The following is a 17,269-nucleotide window of genomic DNA, read 5'->3' on the forward strand; positions in this document are numbered from 1 at the left end:
TATTTTTCTCCGTTTAACCAAGATCGCCGAAACGAACTTGTAAGGCTGTAATTGCTGTCAGAGCCGCTGTTTCGGTGCGCAGAACGCGAGGGCCGAGTAGCGTTTCTTCAAATTGATATTCTCGAGTCATCTCGATTTCTTCAGACGATAAACCGCCTTCAGGGCCGATCAGTAGGCGCACTTTTTCAACCGGTGTTGGCAGTGTGTTGATTGAGTAGTTAGCACGAGGATGAAGATTGAGCTTTAAGCCATCGTACTCTTCTTTACACCACTCTTCCAAGCTCATAATTGGACGAATCTCTGGAACGACATTGCGTCCACACTGCTCACAGGCACTGATGGCTATTTTTTGCCATTGCGCGAGTTTTTTCTCAAAGCGCTTTTGGTCAAGCTTGACGCCACAACGTTCGGAAATCAGAGGTGTGATGGTATTGACGCCAAGTTCCACTGACTTTTGGATAGTGAACTCCATCTTATCGCCACGTGAAATAACTTGACCAAGGTGCAGGTCTAAAGGGGATTCAATACTGTTTTCTACACGCTCAGTAATGTTAACCAAAACCATCTTTTTGCTGACTTCACTGATAACCGCTGGGAATTCTGCGCCGCTGCCGTCAAATAGGAGAACGTCTTGGCCTTCTTTCATGCGCAGAACACGGCCAATATGGCCTGCTGCGTCGTCACTTAAAGCAAGTGAGCCAAGTTGATGAATGGTTTCTGGATGATAAATTCGAGGGATACGCATGAGATTTCCAGCAAGAGAATAAACTTAAACCCTAACATGGATGCTTTCCACCGAAAAAACAAGGGGCAAGAAGCGTTTCAATATCAGTTATTGAAACGCTTCAAGGTAGAGGAGCACTAGAGTGCACGACAGGCTTTTTGAACAAATGGGTTATGATTGCCTTGTACTTTGGCAATGCGCTCGTCACGCTCACATTCCCATTTATCGACTGGGTAGGTTTTGTTCCAAGCACTCATCAACTGCGTTTGCTGCTTTGATAATTTAAAACCGTACTCTTTGCTCATGTATAGGTAGGTACGAGCAATCGAACCTCGAGCACGGTCTGGTGGCATGACTTTACGCTGCTTAAAGTTCACTTGCATCTCACAGCGACCATAACTCACGCCATCGATACCGTTCCATTGGCTAAAGTTGTAGTTCGAACGGTCACCGTTTACTTCACCAATGGCAGGGGTTAGGTTGTGCAGGTCTGCTTCCATCAAGCGAAAGGTTTTGTCTTTTTTCTTGCAGTTTTTACGTCCACCATCTTGCCAGCATTGACGCTGGTGGCCAAATTGCCACGCAGGTACAACGTGCTCCCATTCGATTCGTGCGGCCCGCTTTTCCTGTTTACGGACTTGGTAACCGCAAGAGGCTAAATCTGGGGAGCCTTTTTTGCCTTGCCATTGAATGTTGCAGCCACAGTAAAAGCTCGTTGGATGGTCTTGATAAATTTTTACCGCCTCACGTTTGGCGGCAGAGAAGGAGCTTGGTGGCGCGGCAACCGCAGTGCTAGAAAGCGCGATAAGTAACAAAGAGAATAGGTATTTCATGATTAAAGTCTTTATAAAGTATGACTTTATTCATGATAACACGCATAAAATAGCTTTAGTGATGAGTAAGTTAACAATAAATGGCGAAGGGAAGGTTTTGATAAACTAGATCTTTATTTTGGGAACGCAAGTAACACTATGAGATATAGATTACGATAATTGAACGCCTGTAAAGTTAAGTGGTTGGCGGCATTTTTGACAAGAGTACGTCGCCTCTTTGCGCAGCACTTTATTATGACGGCGAATCGATAGAGGGTAGGTCATACAGCCACAACGATACTCAAAGGTTTTACCTTGAACGGATTTTACTTCAAAGCTGTGAGTGGTTTTGGCGGGCACTTTAAATACGGCTTCCATGACACCTTGCCATTCTTTGCCGTGAGGTCTAACTCGTCCGTAAACCTGATAAGTAATCAGGTGAGCCACCTCGTGAGGAATGACTTCATCTAAGAATGCTTGGGTGTTTTCGCGAAATAAAACGGGGTTTAGGCGAACTTGATTTAATTGAAGGTAGGCTTTTCCTGCCGCTTTTCCGCGGACGTTGAAGGTGACCGTTGGAATAGGAAAAGAACGTTTGAAAGCTTGCTCTGCCATCGCGATGCAGTCCGCCATCACTTGTTTGGCTTTATAGCTTAGTTCTATATCCACAACTCACCTCGATAAATCAAATAAAAAAGCCCCCGCATTCGCGAGGGCCAGATCATAGCATCAGTTAATTACGGAGTGTGTTTTTTCTTGATGGTGGCATGGTAAGCGTGCCATGTACCGTAGCCTAGAATTGGCATGGTAAACAACATTCCGATCCCGTACGTTGCAAAGCCGATAAGAATACCGCCGCAGATGATCGCCGCCCAAACAATCATCGCTGGAATGTTGGATTTCACCGCATTAAAGCTAGTAAATACAGCGGTCATCATGTCTACGCGACGCTCCATCATGAGCGGAATAGAAAAGGCTGAAATGCTAAACACCACACAAGCCAAAACAAAGCCAACTAGAGAGCCGATGACAAGGAAGGGGAGGAACTCACTTAAAGATGCCCCTTGAACAGAAGGGTAAAGCGCATGAAGTAGAGCGGCAATACGCATCCAAAATATCATACACACTGCGAGTAACACGGCGAATGCCCATTGAGATGTTGAATTACGACCGATCGCTTTCATTGAATGGAACAAGCTTGCTTTGTGTCCGCGCTCTCTCTCCCAACTGGCATCATACAAGCCGAGCGCGAGAAACGGACCGATTAACATGTAAACAATCAAACTGGGCATGACGACCAAGTGTGTGCCTTGCCACTGAACGAGCAAAACAATGCCTATCGCAGCTGCCATAAAACAGATGCCATAGAAAGCACTAATAAGCGGCATTCGCACGAAATCATGCAGACCTAATGCGAGCCAATGAAAAGGTGCAGAAAGATTGACCGTATTGCACGGTATGGTTCTGGCGTATTCGTTGTCTGGCACTTCCTTTCGCTTGTTGTGGAAGTCCGATGGATTAACAGTTCGAGGCATAACTCCTCCTTGATTTATTCCCACATTATCCGCTTATACCAACTGACAGCGGTTTTTGTTCAGTCAAACTTGAAGCGACTTTTTCAAGTTTACATCTGAGCATTGGCTTAGTTTGGTATCGGCCATAAAGATGCCTGACTCATGTCTTTACTTAAGTGTTGCTTCCACAGTCGCCAGCATCCGACGTCTCTATTTAAATTGGAATTAACAATATTTTAACTATTGGCGGAGATGGGATAATTTACAAATAATTGCTTAAAATTTATTCGGTATAAAAATGAGGGAGAAACAGGACTGCTTTGTGGGGCTGGGCGGTATGAGCTGAAATGGCTGGATAAACGTTGCTGAAAATACAAAGCCCCCGCCATAGGCGAGGGCTTGATTGATTCTTGCTTGGCTTGATTATTTGATGCCAGCGAAATCGCGTAGAAGTGCAGCTTTGTCTGTCGCTTCCCACGGGAATTCTTCACGACCGAAGTGACCGTAAGCCGCTGTCTTCTTGTAGATAGGTTGAAGAAGGTTAAGCATTTCTTGTAGGCCGTATGGACGTAGGTCGAAGAATTGACGAACTGCTTCAATGATGATGTCGTGAGATACTTTCTCAGTACCGAACGTTTCCACCATGATAGACGTTGGATCAGCAACACCGATTGCGTAAGAAAGTTGGATCTCACAACGGTCAGCCATGCCAGCCGCTACGATGTTTTTCGCTACGTAACGTGCTGCGTATGCTGCACTACGGTCAACTTTTGATGGATCTTTACCAGAGAACGCACCGCCACCGTGACGAGCTGCGCCGCCGTAAGTATCTACGATGATCTTACGACCTGTTAGACCACAGTCACCCATAGGACCACCGATTACGAAGCGACCCGTTGGGTTGATGAAGAAGTTTGTTTCTTTGTTGATCCACTCAGAAGGTAGCACTGGTTTAATGATCTCTTCCATTACCGCTTCACGCAGGTCTGAAGTTGAGATTGAATCACAGTGTTGAGTTGAAAGAACAACCGCGTCGATACCAACGATGTTACCTTGATCGTATTGGAATGTTACCTGAGATTTTGCATCAGGACGCAACCAAGGTAGTGTGCCGTTTTTACGAACTTCTGCTTGCTTTTGAACAAGACGGTGAGAGTAAGTAATTGGCGCTGGCATTAGTACTTCAGTTTCGTTACAAGCGTAACCAAACATGATGCCTTGGTCGCCTGCACCTTGTTCTTTAGGGTCAGCTTTATCAACACCTTGGTTGATATCTGGCGACTGTTTACCGATTGTGTTTAGTACCGCACAAGAATCTGCGTCAAAGCCCATATCTGAATGTACGTAGCCTATTTCACGAACGGTTTCACGAGTTAACTCTTCGATGTCTACCCATGCTGAAGTCGTGATTTCACCACCCACCATTACCATACCGGTTTTAACGTAAGTCTCACATGCAACACGAGCCTTTGGATCTTGCTCTAGAATCGCGTCAAGAACCGCATCAGAAATCTGGTCTGCAATTTTATCTGGATGACCTTCTGATACTGACTCAGAAGTAAACAGGTGCTTAGCCATGTTAGCTCCACTATATCTGGTTTAAAACTGGGGAATGATAAACTCTCCAGCGCAAATTAATACTAATTTTTGTAGGTGTATCTACATCTAGACGTCTATTCTAAATTTGATTGCTCGAATTACAAGCTCTTTTTTGGTTTTTGTTATAACCAAACGTTTGCCTGATTTATTGATAATTTTAAGAACTTCGAACGATTTGGCGCGAAAGGTGCAATATTTGTGAGGTTTTGGACTGGAAAACGTTTGCACACCCAACAGGGCTTTGAGAGAATTATGACCTACTTTTCGTTTCGCTTAATGTACTCAGGAGCAGACATGTCGTCTCGTAAACATCTTGCCAATGCAATTCGTGCTCTAAGCATGGATGGTGTTCAACAAGCTAACTCAGGCCACCCAGGCGCACCAATGGGTATGGCTGATATCGCTGAAGTTCTTTGGCGCTCTCACCTAAACCACAACCCATCAAACCCAGAGTGGGCCGACCGCGACCGCTTCGTGCTGTCAAACGGTCACGGCTCAATGCTTATTTACTCTCTACTGCACTTAAGCGGTTATGAGCTATCTATTGACGATCTGAAAAACTTCCGTCAATTGCACTCAAAAACCCCAGGTCACCCAGAGTACGGTTACGCGCCTGGTATCGAGACAACAACGGGTCCTCTTGGCCAAGGCATCACTAATGCTGTTGGTATGGCTATCGCAGAGAAAGCACTAGCGGCACAGTTCAACAAAGAAGGTCACGACATCGTTGACCACTTTACGTATGTGTTCATGGGTGACGGCTGTCTGATGGAAGGCATCTCGCACGAAGCATGCTCTCTAGCAGGTACGCTAGGTCTAGGCAAACTGATCGCGTTTTGGGATGACAACGGTATCTCTATCGACGGTCACGTTGAAGGTTGGTTCTCTGACGATACACCTAAGCGTTTCGAAGCTTACGGCTGGCACGTAATCCCAGCGGTAGACGGTCACGATCCTGAAGCAATCAACGCAGCGATTGAAGCGGCTAAAGCGGATCCTCGCCCGACTCTAATCTGTACTAAAACAATTATCGGTTTCGGTTCTCCTAACAAGTCTGGTTCGCACGACTGTCACGGTGCGCCATTAGGTCACGATGAGATTCAAGCGGCTCGCGAATACCTAGGTTGGGAGTACGGTCCATTTGAAATCCCTGCAGATGTTTACGCTGAGTGGGACGCAAAAGAAGCAGGTGCAGCGAAAGAAGCGGCTTGGAATGAAAAGTTCGAAGCATACGCAGCAGCTTACCCTGCAGAAGCAGCAGAGCTTAAACGTCGTCTAAACGGCGAACTTCCAGCGGAATGGGAAGAAAAAGCGAACCAAATCATTGCTGATCTTCAAGCAAACCCAGCGAACATTGCATCACGTAAAGCATCGCAAAATGCACTAGAAGCGTTTGGTCAAATGCTTCCTGAGTTTATGGGTGGTTCTGCTGACCTAGCGCCTTCTAACCTGACCATGTGGTCTGGTTCTAAGTCTCTAGAAACGGATGACTTCTCTGGCAACTACATCCACTACGGTGTACGTGAATTCGGTATGACCGCTATCATCAACGGTATCGCATTGCACGGTGGTTTCGTTCCCTACGGTGCGACATTCCTAATGTTCATGGAATACGCTCGTAACGCAATGCGTATGGCTGCGCTGATGAAAATTCAGAATATCCAAGTGTACACGCACGATTCGATCGGTCTTGGCGAAGATGGCCCAACTCACCAACCTGTTGAGCAAATGGCATCTCTACGCGTAACGCCAAACATGAGCACATGGCGTCCATGTGACCAGGTTGAGTCTGCCGTAGCATGGAAACTAGCGATTGAACGTAAAGATGCACCAACAGCACTTATCTTCTCTCGTCAAAACTTAGCGCAACAAGATCGTACAGCTGAGCAAGTAGCGAACATCGCGAAAGGTGCTTACATCCTGAAAGATTGTGAAGGCAAGCCAGAGCTTATCCTTATCGCAACAGGCTCTGAAGTTGAGCTAGCAGTAGAAGCTGCGACTCAACTAACAGCAGAAGGTAAGAAAGTGCGCGTGGTTTCAATGCCATCAACAGATGCATTCGACAAACAAGACGCCGCTTACCGTGAAGCAGTATTGCCATCAGACGTAACGGCACGCATCGCTATCGAAGCGGGCATCGCAGACTTCTGGTACAAGTACGTTGGTTTCGACGGTCGCATCATCGGCATGACGACATTTGGTGAATCTGCACCTGCTGGTCAGCTATTCGAGATGTTTGGCTTTACGACTGAAAACGTAGTGAACACAGCAAAAGAATTGCTAGCGTAACTGCTAGATTGTCTCAATAGTCCGAACGTAAAGGACGACTGTTAGATACTAAAGTTGAAAAGGCCATCATTGCGATGGCCTTTTTTGTTTTTTGTCAGGTTTTCCAACCTTGTGGAATGCTTTGGTGAATACAGTCTAAAAGTACGGATAAGCGCAGTGGTGGTCTTCCTGCAGGCGTATAGCAGTTAATGGAGATGGGCTCTGAAAGCCAACCTTCTAAGCAAGGTGTGATTCGACCCGGATGATGTTTCTCGTAGCCGCTTGCTGTCCAAGTTGGCAACAGTCCAATACCATGACCATTCGCGATGCTGTCGATCTGCATTGCGATGTTGTCGCTGTATAAGCGACTCACAAATGGCTCTAAAAAGAACTCACCGTGTTGAGGGTGTGTGAGCATCAATCCATTTTCTTGTACCGAGCCAAAATCGATCCACGGATGCGCTTCAAGCTCTTTGGGGTGCAGGATCGAACCGTGTTGTTCAAGATAAGCTGGAGAGGCAAAGGGCGTGTAACGAAATGAGCCTAATACCTCTTTGCGCCAATCGAGATCTTTACGCTCACCGAGCCAGATGAACAAATCTGGGTCATGGTGCGCTTCAGAAAAGTCACTGGTAAGTTGAACCCTAACGTCAGGATTATCGGCAAGAAAGCCGTTGAGCACACCTCCTAGCCAACTTCTAACTAATGCTGTGTGACAAACAATATGCAGCGGCCCTGAAACTTGGTTTGTTAAACCTTGAAGTGCGTCATAACTCTCTTCACTTAGCTCAAGAATCTGGCGACTGTAGTGGGCAAAAATTTCTCCCGCCCTTGTCAGAACTAATCGGTTACCTTGTCTTGCGGTGAGAGCCTGACCGAAATCTTCTTCTAATTGTGCTAAGCGACGACTCAGCGTTGATTTAGGCTGGTTAAGGGCCTTGGCAGCGGCGGTCAAACTCTTATGCTGATTGAGCGCATCAAAGGCTCGAATTGATGCTAAGTCGTGCATATTTCATTAACTCCTTACTGCGTTATGCACGGGTTCCATAAATGGGAAGAACCGTTCCATAACTCTCACTATGCATCTCATTCTATTTGTGAATAATTCACTTTCGAAAATAATAATCATTATCAATTATGGAGATGTAGATGTCTACTCTTAGACTGCCAGTTATTACTGCAACTGGTATTTTAGCCTTCGTCAGTGTCCCTCATGTGTTTGCCAATGATGCGGTTTCTAAAATGGAAACAGTGGTTGTAACTGCATCAAGTTATGAGCAATCTCAAGCGGACGCGCCTGCAAGTATTAGTGTGATTTCGCGTGAGGAGTTGGACTCTCGTTATTACCGCGATGTGACTGATGCACTAAAAAGTGTGCCTGGTGTCGTCGTAACAGGTGGTGGTGACACTACCGATATCAGTATCCGTGGTATGGGTTCTAAATACACTTTGATACTGGTCGATGGTAAACGTCAAAGCACACGTGAAACTCGCCCAAATAGTGACGGCCCTGGTATCGAACAAGGCTGGTTACCCCCTCTTCAAGCGATTGAGCGAATTGAAGTTATCCGTGGTCCAATGTCGACGCTTTATGGCTCTGATGCGATTGGTGGTGTAATTAACGTGATCACGCGAAAAGACGCGATGGAGTGGACAGGTAATGTTCAGTTAGGCACGGTTCTGCAAGAAAACAGTCGCTCGGGCGGAGAGCAGAGCGCGAATTTCTTCGTCAATGGGCCGCTAGCCGAAAATCTATCTCTCCAAGTATACGGTCAGTATACCGCAAGAGAAGAAGACGATATTGAATACGGTTATGAAGATAAAGATATGCAAAGTATCTCTTCAAAACTGACCTACCAGATTAATGACCGCCATTCTGTGCAACTAGAGGGTGGCACATCGGCACAAAGTCGTCGCGGTAACGTTGGCCTTTCCGTACCAACGACGGGTTGCCGAAGAGGTTGTGAGGATTCACTCAACGAATATCGTCGTAATTATGTAACGCTAAGTCACAATGGCGACTGGGACTCGGTTGGCATCTCAGATACTTACTTACAACGTGAAGAGAGCGAGAACAAATCTCGTGAGATGACGATCACCAACACCACGTTCAAATCGAGCTTGGTGACTGGTATTGGAAACCATACGTTGACGACTGGTGTGGACGCCACTCATGCAGAGCTTGAGGATTTCACCTCCAACAAAGCGTCATCGAAGACCGAAACATCGAATACGCAGTGGGCTGTTTTCATTGAAGATGAATGGAGAGTCGCCGATCCGTTTAGCGTTACGCTTGGTGGTCGTCTAGATCATGACGAAAACTATGGCGCGCACTTTAGTCCGCGTGTCTATGGTGTATGGCGAGTTGACCCGTCTTGGACTGTGAAAGGTGGCGTGGCAACAGGTTTCCGTTCTCCGCAATTACGTGAAATTACTCCTGGTTGGGCGCAAGTCAGTGGCGGCGGTAATATCTACGGTAACCCAGACCTTGACCCTGAAACGTCGCTAAACAAAGAAATCAGTGTCTTGTATCAAGGTGACTCTGGTTTAGATGTCTCTTTGACTGCGTTCCATAATGAGTTCAAAGACAAGATCACACGTGTTGTTTGCCCAGATACCATCTGTACAGATGGACCAAACCAATGGGGTGCAGATCCAACGTACCGCATTAACGTGGACGAAGCGGTCACACAAGGTATTGAAGCGACTTTAGCATCGCCATTAACGGAAACCATTTACCTCAGCTCGAGCTACACATTTACTGACTCAGAGCAAAAAACAGGTGAATACAAAGGCATGCCGCTGCAGCAGCTACCAAAGCATCTGTTTAATGTGGATGTAACTTGGCAAACAACAACAGATCTAGAAAGTTGGGCTAAAGTAACTTACCGAGGTAAAGAAATGGATCCGGTTACTGGCCCATCAAGAAACAGTATCGTAGAGCCTGCTTATACCTTTGTGGACGCTGGTGTGACATACCAGTTAACCGATAATACTCGTATTAAAGGCGCGATCTATAACTTGCTGGATGAGGAAATCAGTTACGAAGAATACGGATATGTCGAAGATGGTCGTCGCTACTGGTTAGGTTTAGACGTCGCATTTTAATTATTGTTGTAATAAGGCCGAGCATTGTCTCGGCCTTTTTTAATCCTGCTTTACTATGATTCAACAGGTGCGTTTTTCAGCCTGATCAGGTAGTATCTGTGACACGAAATTTTTGGTAGGGCGAAGGATAAATGCTAAAGGTTGCGATCAATGGATTTGGACGTATAGGTCGTAATGTTCTGCGAGCCGTATATGAAAGCGGAAAACATCAGCAGATCAAGGTTGTGGCGGTTAACGAATTAGCGCAGCCAGAAGCGATGGCGCACCTACTGCAATATGACACTAGTCATGGTCGCTTCGGTAAAAAAATCTCCCACGACCAAGAACACTTGCATGTTCATCATGACAGCGGCGAATATGACTCTATTCGCATTCTTCACCTCTCTGAACTCGAACTACTTCCTTGGCGCGATTTAGAAGTCGATATTGTCTTGGATTGCACTGGCGTGTTTGGTTCGCAAGCCGATGGGCAAGCGCATATAGAAGCTGGCGCGAAGAAAGTGCTGTTTTCACACCCGGGCGCAAACGACATAGATAATACGATTATCTATGGTGTGAACCACGAAACTCTGAAAGACGAGCACCGTGTTGTCTCCAATGGCTCTTGTACTACCAACTGTATCGTTCCCATCATTAAAGTGTTAGACGAAGCCTTCGGTATTGAGTCCGGTACCATTACCACGATTCACTCTTCCATGAACGATCAGCAAGTAATCGATGCGTACCATAACGATCTACGCCGTACCCGCGCTGCTAGCCAATCTATTATTCCGGTTGACACCAAGTTGCATAAGGGGATTGAAAGAATCTTCCCGAAATTTTCCAACAAATTCGAAGCAATTTCTGTTCGTGTCCCAACCGTTAACGTCACCGCAATGGATTTAAGTGTCACAATTAATACAAATGTGAAAGTTAATGACGTAAATCAAACCATTGTTAACGCATCTCAGTGTACATTACGTAACATTGTTGACTATACTGAATCGCCACTCGTTTCCATCGACTTTAACCACGACCCCCATAGTGCGATTGTAGATGGAAGCCAGACTAGAGTGAGTAACGGGCAACTCGTAAAAATGCTCGTTTGGTGCGACAACGAATGGGGCTTTGCTAACCGGATGCTGGATACTGCCTTAGCAATGCAAGCTTCTTCTCAAGTGGAGCAGTAATGACGAAGAAGTGATGGAGAATTTTTATTTCAAGCCTTGAAATAAATCCATGATATCTCCATATCATCTATAACCAGTTTGAAGAATTAACAGGCTTGGCAGGGTTGCCGAGTTTTCAAAAACTTTAATTATCAATATTTGAGAGGACACATCATGTCTGTAATCAAGATGACTGACCTGGATCTTGCAGGTAAACGTGTATTTATCCGTGCTGACCTAAACGTGCCAGTAAAAGACGGTAAAGTAACTTCAGATGCACGTATCATCGCATCTCTTCCAACTATTAAGCACTGCCTAGAAGCAGGCGCTAAAGTAATGGTTACGTCTCACCTAGGTCGCCCAACTGAAGGTGAATACGCTGAAGAGTTCTCTCTACAACCAGTTGTTAACTACCTAAACGACGCACTAGATTGTGAAGTTAAGCTAGCAAAAGACTACCTAGATGGCCTAGAGCTAAACGCTGGTGAACTTGTTGTTCTAGAAAACGTTCGCTTTAACAAAGGCGAAAAGAAAAACGACGAAGAGCTATCTAAGAAATACGCAGCACTATGTGACGTATTCGTAATGGATGCATTCGGTACGGCTCACCGCGCTCAAGCGTCAACTCATGGTGTTGGTATGCACGCACCTATCGCTTGTGCTGGCCCTCTTCTAGCAAACGAGCTTGAAGCGCTAGGTAAAGCAATGGACAACCCAGCTCGTCCAATGGTTGCTATCGTAGGTGGTTCAAAAGTTTCTACTAAGCTAACTGTACTTGAGTCTCTATCTAAAATCGCTGACCAACTAGTTGTTGGTGGTGGTATTGCTAACACATTTATCGCAGCTGCTGGCCACAACGTTGGTAAGTCTCTATACGAAGCGGATCTAGTCGACACTGCTAAGAAGCTAATGGATGAGTGTGCAATTCCAGTAGCAACTGACGTTGCATGTGCGAAAGCATTCGACGAAAACGCAGAAGCAGAAATTAAACACGTTTCTGAAGTACAAGACGACGACATGATCTTCGACCTTGGCCCAGATTCAACAGCTGAATTAGCAGAAATCCTTAAGAACGCGAAGACTATCCTATGGAACGGTCCAGTAGGCGTATTCGAATTCAAGAACTTCGAAGCAGGTACTAAAGGTATCTCAGAAGCTATCGCAGCATCTGAAGGCTTCTCTGTTGCAGGTGGTGGTGACACGCTAGCAGCTATCGACAAGTTCGGTATCAAAGCTGACGTTTCTTACATCTCTACAGGTGGCGGCGCTTTCCTTGAGTTCGTAGAAGGTAAAGTTCTTCCAGCAGTAGAAATGCTAGAAGCACGCGCTAAGTAATTAAAGCAAAGCGGGGGAGTGATTCTCCCGCTTTCTTGTTTGCTGCAACGTGTGAGGAACTCTGCTAGAATAGCCTCAGTTGTGAGCAAACGTTTGCAAGATTTTCAACTTAACAAGTTTTGTTTAAAAACGACAGATAAATAGGATTACATCCATGTCTAAGATCTTCGACTTCGTAAAACCAGGTGTTATCTCTGGCGATGACGTTCAGAAAGTATTTGAAGTTGCAAAAGAAAACAGCTTTGCACTTCCAGCAGTAAACTGTGTGGGTACTGACTCTGTAAACGCAGTACTTGAAGCAGCTGCAAAAGTTAAAGCTCCAGTTATCGTTCAATTCTCTAACGGTGGCGCTGCTTTCTTTGCTGGTAAAGGTCTAAAACTTGAAGGTCAAGAAGCTCAAATCCTAGGTGCTGTTGCTGGTGCGAAATACGTTCACGCTGTAGCTGAAGCTTACGGTGTACCAGTAATCCTACACACTGACCACGCTGCTAAGAAACTACTTCCTTGGATCGACGGTCTACTAGACGCTGGTGAAGAGTACTTCGCGCAAACTGGTAAGCCACTATTCTCTTCTCACATGATCGACCTTTCTGAAGAGTCTCTAGAAGAGAACATCGAGATTTCTGCTAAGTACCTAGAGCGCATGGCTAAAATGAACATGACTCTAGAAATCGAACTAGGTTGTACTGGTGGTGAAGAAGACGGCGTAGACAACTCTGATATGGATGCGTCTGAGCTATACACTTCTCCAGAAGACGTTGCATACGCATACGAGAAACTAAGCGCAATCAGCCACCGTTTCACTATCGCAGCATCTTTCGGTAACGTACACGGCGTGTACAAGCCAGGTAACGTTGTTCTAACTCCAACTATCCTACGTGATTCTCAAGCGCACGTTTCTGAGAAATTCGGTCTTCCAGCGAACTCTCTAAACTTCGTATTCCACGGTGGTTCAGGTTCTTCTCTAGAAGAAATCCGTGAGTCTATCGGTTACGGTGTTATCAAAATGAACATCGATACTGATACACAGTGGGCAACTTGGGATGGTATCCGTAAGTTCGAAGCTGAAAACCACGATTACCTACAAGGTCAAATCGGTAACCCAACTGGTGAAGATGCACCAAACAAGAAGTACTACGATCCACGCGTATGGCTACGTGCTGGTCAAGCTTCAATGGTAGCTCGTCTAGAGCAAGCATTTGCTGACCTAAACGCAGTTGACGTACTATAATCGTTACTGATTAAGTTACTTAAAAACCCGCTTTTTGAGCGGGTTTTTTTATGTCTATCATTTTGCCCCTATGTTTCTTTCCCTGTTTTCCTATTGATATCTTTATGCGTCAGGTTGTATTTTCTGGTGGGATGTTCCCCCTTTAACGTTTTTAAATAAAAACATAGGAATATCAGTCATAGGAGTGGCGAAATAAGAGTGCATTGCGTAACCTGTAACAAGCCAATATCAGAAAACTCTGATAAAGTCTTGTTTTGCATATCTTTGCGAAACTCTGACTTTGAAAAAAGTCAAAGTTGGGATATTGTGCCAAAAATCTGACACTGTTCAGTGGGGCAATAGGGATGTTGTTTTAGAAAAGAGCCTTTAAAAAACAAGGTTCATAAATTAACGGCAATTGGATTTATATATCTTTATTTTTGAGGATAAGAATTATGGCAGGTGAATCGGTGGGTATCGATACCACTTTAACGGATGGTCTAACTCAGGCTGAAACTTGGCTGACAAACAACTCAGATCTACTGGTTCAGTACGGTGTGAACATTATCTCTGCGCTGCTTATTCTGTTTATCGGTAATATTATCGTTAAAGCAGTCGCTGGTAGTGTTTCTAAAGTACTAGAAAAGAAAAACATGGATAAGGCTGTCGTTGAATTTATTCACGGTCTTGTTCGTTACTTGCTATTTGTAATTGTACTTATCGCCGCTCTTGGTCGATTAGGCGTTCAAACCGCTTCAGTCGTGGCTGTAATCGGTGCGGCAGGTCTTGCTGTTGGTCTTGCGCTACAAGGTTCACTATCAAACTTTGCAGCTGGTGTACTCATTGTTGCGTTCCGCCCATTCAAATCTGGCGACTACGTAGAAATTGGCGGTGTAGCGGGTAGTGTTGAAGCAATTCAAATCTTCCAAACTGTTCTAAAAACACCAGACAACAAGATGGTTGTTGTGCCTAACTCGTCAGTAATCGGTGGTGCAATTACTAACTACTCTCGTCATGCAACGCGACGTGTCGACTTAGTGATTGGTGTGTCATACAAAGCGGATCTTAAACTAACGAAGAAAGTAATTCGCGAGACGCTAGAAAAAGATCCGCGTATCTTGAAAGATCCTGACATCACAATCGGTGTACTTACACTGGCAGACTCTTCAGTAAACTTTGTGGTTCGCCCATGGGTGAAAACTGCAGATTACTGGGGCGTATACTTTGATGCAATGCAAGGTATTAAAGAAGCATTGGATGAAAATGGTATCGAAATTCCATTCCCACAAATGGATGTTCATCTGAACAAAATCGACGCTTAATACAAGCGGTAGATATTCGAAAGCGAGGCCAATTGGCCTCGCTTTTTTATATCTCATAAAGAATGTGATTACCGGCAAGCAATAGACGTTTTAGATGTTTACCGGCAAAGCCAAAGGTGAATTCAGGCAACCCTGGCGTATAGAGCAACTCTTCGTGTTGATACAGGGTTGTATCAACAATGAGCGTGACATATTCAGGTAAGCCAATCGGACATACCGCTCCAGGCAAACAACCTAACACTTCGACCATTTCATCGTCGTCACAAATTGAGGGGCGTTTACCTGTGACGGCCTTTATTTGTTTGGCATCGAGGCGAGAGTCTTTTTCTGTTAGATAAATTGCGTAGCCTTGCCCTTTAAGTTTTAAGAAGAGGCTTTTGGTGTGCGTGCCTGTCCATCCAAGCTCGGACGCAATTCTTATATCCGTGTCAAAGTCTAAGATGGCTTCATGCTGCCATTCCCGAAAAGGAATAGAGAGCGCGTTGAGTCGCTCTCTATTGATATCATAGATACGCTTTAGTGACTCCATGTCTATGTTGTCCTGTTGATTACCAGTACTTTTCAATAAGTTCGCTAGCTAAAATATACGCTATCGTGAACATCATTACTGCGACCGCGATGTCGATGCCTTTTTTCACTCTTGGCTTTGATAGGGTAGGGCCTAGTTTTGCGGCTCCTATCGACAAGGTATAGAACCAAACAAAGGAAGCCATCATCGTACCTAGTGCAAAAGCAATTCGGTCATGGCCTTCAAACTGCCCACCAATAGAGCCCAGAATAACGACTGTATCTAAGTACAAGTGTGGGTTAAGTACTGTGACGGCTAACGCGCCTAATATGACCGTTCGACGACCACGAGCGACGACTTCACCTTTTGATTCTGACTCACTGTCTGACTTAAACGCACTCTTAAGTGACAGTAATCCATAAAAGCTCAGGAAGGCAATACCACCAAGCGTCACCGATGTTAGCAAGATTTCATTTTGAGACAAAATCGCACCACCACCAAAGATACCTAGAGAAATGAAGATCATATCTAGGATGCTACAAATAGTGGCAGTCGTCAGGTGATGATTGCGCTTTATGCCTTGATTTAAGACATACGCATTTTGTGCGCCGATCGGAATGATCATTGATGCCCCTAAACCAAACCCTTGCAATAGAACCCACAAGCTCACACTTCACCTCACTTCAAAATAACCAATAAATTCTCAGAAGAGTGAAAGATAAAGAGTTTATCTAAATAAGTATAATTAATGATTTTAATATTATATTAGCCAAGCTAATTTAAGGGTTGGTGTTTTATCAGGAGAGGAAGAGTAGGATGATAGGGTTGGACTACAAATGGATTGAGGCATTAGATGCCGTGGTTTATCAGGGGAGCTTTGAGCGTGCAGCTGAGCATTTATTTGTCTCGCAATCAGCGATTTCTCAACGTATTAAACAATTAGAGAAGTTTCTTGCACAACCCGTTTTGGTTCGTAGTCAACCACCCAAGCCAACGCCGATTGGTAAAAAGTTATTAGGCCTTTATCGTCGAGTGCGCTTACTCGAGCATGAAATTCTGCCCGAACTCAAGAATGATACCAGTACTCGACCTGTACAACTCTCTTTGGCGACCAATGCTGATAGCCTTGCTACTTGGCTACTGCCTGCACTGCAAGATGTCATGAAGCAGCGTCAAGTTGAACTCAAACTCACTATCTACGGTGAATCTCGTTCCATCGAAAAGCTAAAAAGTGGCGAAGTGACGGGGGCGATCAGCTTAGAATCCCAGCCGATACCTGGCTGTAGAGCGGATTACTTGGGACGTGTTGATTACGTTTGTGTCGCGAGTCCGGAGTTTTATCAGCGTTACTTTGCTCAAGGCGTCAATAACCAGACTTTGGCCAAGGCGCCGGCCGTTTCGTATGATCAATATGATGACCTACATAAAACCTTTCTTACCGAGCATTTCAATGTCAGCCCTGATAGCGTCATTCACCATAACATCAGCAGCTCTGAAGCGTTTCTAAAAGTGGCGTTAGCTGGTGTAGCCTATTGCTTAATCCCTCGTTTGCAAATTACCGACGAGCTAGAGCGTGGCGCGTTGGTTGATGTTACTCCCGGTTTTTTAATGTCCCATCGGATTTATTGGCATCATTGGCAACTGGAAACGGGGGTTCTACAAGAAATCTCACACGCGATAGTCGGGTATGCTCAGCGACACTTACCTCAATAAGTTCATTG

At 45.2% G+C, this 17,269-nt stretch carries 15 protein-coding genes; 7 read left to right on the forward strand and 8 right to left on the reverse strand.

The window, feature by feature from the left end; translation table 11 throughout:
* Positions 1-13 precede the first annotated feature (13 nt).
* The 5 genes from rsmE to metK form a co-directional block, all read right to left on the reverse strand.
* Positions 14-745: a 16S rRNA (uracil(1498)-N(3))-methyltransferase gene (gene rsmE / locus NL644_RS08440; RefSeq protein WP_114323649.1), complete on the reverse strand. Its 732-nt coding sequence runs from the start codon at positions 743-745 to the stop codon at positions 14-16.
* Positions 746-861: 116 nt separating this feature from the next.
* Positions 862-1,557 (reverse strand): deoxyribonuclease I, encoded by a 696-nt coding sequence (endA, locus tag NL644_RS08445; protein ID WP_047008832.1) that lies wholly within the window; start codon positions 1,555-1,557, stop codon positions 862-864.
* Between the two features lie 150 nt (positions 1,558-1,707).
* Entirely contained in the window at positions 1,708-2,205 is a 498-nt protein-coding gene (locus tag NL644_RS08450) for a SprT family zinc-dependent metalloprotease (RefSeq protein ID WP_012841396.1), read from the reverse strand.
* A gap of 68 nt (positions 2,206-2,273) precedes the next feature.
* Entirely contained in the window at positions 2,274-3,071 is a 798-nt protein-coding gene (locus NL644_RS08455) for a DUF2189 domain-containing protein (RefSeq protein ID WP_005393959.1), read from the reverse strand.
* Between the two features lie 402 nt (positions 3,072-3,473).
* Positions 3,474-4,628 carry a methionine adenosyltransferase gene (metK, locus tag NL644_RS08460; protein WP_005381027.1) on the reverse strand — a complete coding sequence of 385 codons (1,155 nt, stop codon included), beginning with the start codon at positions 4,626-4,628 and terminating at the stop codon, positions 3,474-3,476.
* Between the two features lie 315 nt (positions 4,629-4,943).
* Between metK and tkt the strand changes: the two genes are divergently transcribed.
* The gene (tkt, locus tag NL644_RS08465; protein WP_005393956.1) at positions 4,944-6,938 is read left to right on the forward strand and encodes a transketolase; all 1,995 of its coding nucleotides are present in this window, start codon (positions 4,944-4,946) and stop codon (positions 6,936-6,938) included.
* A 94-nt stretch (positions 6,939-7,032) separates the two neighbouring features.
* On the opposite strand, the gene NL644_RS08470 is transcribed toward tkt, so the two are convergent.
* Entirely contained in the window at positions 7,033-7,926 is an 894-nt protein-coding gene (locus tag NL644_RS08470) for a LysR family transcriptional regulator (RefSeq protein WP_006743086.1), read from the reverse strand.
* A gap of 140 nt (positions 7,927-8,066) precedes the next feature.
* Here NL644_RS08470 and NL644_RS08475 point away from each other — a divergent pair, with 140 nt between their 5' ends.
* From NL644_RS08475 to mscS, 5 genes are all read left to right on the forward strand, one after another.
* Positions 8,067-10,025 (forward strand): ligand-gated channel protein, encoded by a 1,959-nt coding sequence (locus NL644_RS08475; protein ID WP_104970965.1) that lies wholly within the window; start codon positions 8,067-8,069, stop codon positions 10,023-10,025.
* Positions 10,026-10,156: 131 nt separating this feature from the next.
* A complete protein-coding gene (epd, locus tag NL644_RS08480) occupies positions 10,157-11,194 on the forward strand; it encodes an erythrose-4-phosphate dehydrogenase (protein ID WP_006743084.1) in 1,038 nt (345 codons plus the stop codon).
* Positions 11,195-11,347: 153 nt separating this feature from the next.
* Positions 11,348-12,508: a phosphoglycerate kinase gene (locus tag NL644_RS08485; protein WP_005393948.1), complete on the forward strand. Its 1,161-nt coding sequence runs from the start codon at positions 11,348-11,350 to the stop codon at positions 12,506-12,508.
* A gap of 154 nt (positions 12,509-12,662) precedes the next feature.
* Positions 12,663-13,739, forward strand: a complete 1,077-nt coding sequence (fbaA, locus tag NL644_RS08490) for a class II fructose-bisphosphate aldolase (protein ID WP_005393947.1) — start codon at positions 12,663-12,665, stop codon at positions 13,737-13,739.
* A 434-nt stretch (positions 13,740-14,173) separates the two neighbouring features.
* Positions 14,174-15,040, forward strand: coding sequence for a small-conductance mechanosensitive channel MscS (mscS, locus tag NL644_RS08495; RefSeq protein ID WP_005393946.1), 867 nt, complete (start codon positions 14,174-14,176; stop codon positions 15,038-15,040).
* A 46-nt stretch (positions 15,041-15,086) separates the two neighbouring features.
* On the opposite strand, the gene NL644_RS08500 is transcribed toward mscS, so the two are convergent.
* Together NL644_RS08500 and NL644_RS08505 are read right to left on the reverse strand one after the other, a co-directional pair.
* Entirely contained in the window at positions 15,087-15,569 is a 483-nt protein-coding gene (locus NL644_RS08500) for a YbaK/EbsC family protein (RefSeq protein ID WP_074191803.1), read from the reverse strand.
* A gap of 19 nt (positions 15,570-15,588) precedes the next feature.
* Positions 15,589-16,218 carry a LysE/ArgO family amino acid transporter gene (locus NL644_RS08505; RefSeq protein WP_012841398.1) on the reverse strand — a complete coding sequence of 210 codons (630 nt, stop codon included), beginning with the start codon at positions 16,216-16,218 and terminating at the stop codon, positions 15,589-15,591.
* A gap of 146 nt (positions 16,219-16,364) precedes the next feature.
* Here NL644_RS08505 and NL644_RS08510 point away from each other — a divergent pair, with 146 nt between their 5' ends.
* Positions 16,365-17,261, forward strand: coding sequence for a LysR family transcriptional regulator ArgP (locus NL644_RS08510; protein WP_253658312.1), 897 nt, complete (start codon positions 16,365-16,367; stop codon positions 17,259-17,261).
* Positions 17,262-17,269: the final 8 nt, after the last annotated feature.

Origin of the sequence: Vibrio sp. Y10_XG_PY6 (assembly GCF_024181795.1) — a bacterium.
Lineage (GTDB): Bacteria > Pseudomonadota > Gammaproteobacteria > Enterobacterales > Vibrionaceae > Vibrio > Vibrio diabolicus.